Annotated in this window: 2 protein-coding genes; both read right to left on the bottom strand. The window is 66.3% G+C overall.

Features of this window, described 5'->3' with window-relative positions:
- On the bottom strand, nucleotides 1-1,221 hold a 1,221-nt coding region (locus tag AB4Y86_RS18285; protein ID WP_441403565.1), incomplete at its 3' end, for an ABC transporter substrate-binding protein.
- On the bottom strand, nucleotides 1,218-1,706 hold a 489-nt coding region (locus tag AB4Y86_RS18280), incomplete at its 5' end, for an ABC transporter permease subunit (RefSeq protein ID WP_441403564.1). The genes AB4Y86_RS18285 and AB4Y86_RS18280, both read right to left, overlap by 4 nt.

Below are 1,706 nucleotides of genomic sequence, written 5' to 3'. Positions count from 1 at the left end.
CTTCTGCACCAGCACGGACGACACAGCCGGCTGGCCGTCGACCGTCGTGTCCACCGAGGTGCCGGAGAGCATTAGTGGCGCCTGGAAGCCCTTGACGTTCCGCAGGGCTGTCATAAAGCTGTCCCGCGTCGGCGCATTCATGCTCTTGAACGCCTGCTCCAGCGTCGCGCCCACCATGTAGCTCCACATGCAGTGCGGGAACGCCGGCATGTCCGGGTATTTGCCGTACTGCTTGAGGTCGGCGAGGAACTTCACGACGTCGGGATCCTTGGCGAACTCCGGGCTCTGCGGCGCCTTGGCGAAGGACACGGAGTACACGCCGGGGTAGGCGGCGGCACCGCCGGGCGCGAGGATCGCGGTGGGGCTGGAGGTGTTGGACGGCAGGAACCAGCTGGGCTTCCAGCCGATCTGTTGGGCTTTCTGCAGGGAGGCGATGGTGAGCGGGGTGATCGACATGGCGTTGAAGAAGACGTCGGCTCCCGACGACGCCAGCTGGGTGAGCTGCGCATCCACCGAGGTGTCCGTGGCCTCGTAGGTCTGTTCCCCGACGACGGAGATGTTCGACGCGCCCTTGATGGCGTCCTTGAAGCCCTGGACGTAGCCCTTGCCGTAGTCATCGTTCTGCGACAGGATGGCGACCTTGTGCTGGTCCTTGGATCCGGCGAGCAGCTTGCCGAAAGCGGCTCCCTCGTTCTGGTAGACGGGCACGAACCCGAGCTGCCACGGGCTCTGCTTGCGGTCACTGAACAAGGGGTCGCCGGTCATCACGAGCACCTGGGGGACCTTCTGGCTGATGGCGGCCTCCCGGAAGGCCCGGTTGGTGGGCGTGCCGAGGCCGGCCGTGGCGGCGAAGACATTGTCGGACACCATCTGCTGGAAGTTCGCCAGCGATTTCTGCGGGTCGTAGCCGTCGTCGTACGTCTTGATGTTCACGGTGCGCGTCTTGCCGTCGCCGAATTTCACCCCGCCTGCCGCGTTGACCGCGCCGAAGTAGGCTGAAACGCCCGCGACGGTGCACGTTCCGGGCCCGGCGGTGGCGCCGCTGAGCGGGGTGGTGATGCCGAGCGTGATCGACGAGTCCGTAATGCCGGGGGACGCGGCGCCCGATCCCCCGCCCTGGCCGGCGCCGTCCCGGACGCAGCCGGAGAGAGAGAGCGCCAGGATGGATGCCATCGCGACGATACCGAGGACCCCGTCTGGCTTTTTCCGAATCTTCATCATCGATCTTGCCTCTCTGTTTTTTTGAGTCCCTCCGGCGCGGCTTCCGTAATCGGAGGAGCTGCGGGAGGGGGCTGCGGGGGATTCCCGGGTGTGGAGCGTGCGGTGCGCCCGCGGGTGAGCCGGCGGACCACCCGCGGAAGGCTGACCAGGCCTTCGGGCAACAGGAACAGCACCAGGAGGAGGATGGCGCCCTGGCTGGCGGTGGTAAAGCTGGGGTCGAYGGCGTTGGTGAGCTGCGGAACCAGGACGTAGTAGGCGCCGCCGATCAGTGATCCCGCGATGCTCCCCGCGCCGCCAATGACCATGGCTGCGAGGAGAGTAATGGAATGGCCGAAGCTGAGCGTCTCCGGCGAGGTGTACTGCACAGCCGCGAGATACAGGAAGCCGCTGGCACCGCCGAAGATCGAGGCAACCGTAAAGGCCAGCACTTTGGTGCGGTACGGCGAGACGCCCATGGAGGCAGCGACAGCCTCGTTCTCCCGCAC

Origin of the sequence: Arthrobacter sp. 2YAF22_2 (assembly GCF_052114645.1) — a bacterium.
In the GTDB taxonomy this organism is placed as follows: domain Bacteria; phylum Actinomycetota; class Actinomycetes; order Actinomycetales; family Micrococcaceae; genus Arthrobacter.
This window is presented reverse-complemented; position numbering and strand designations above follow the sequence as displayed.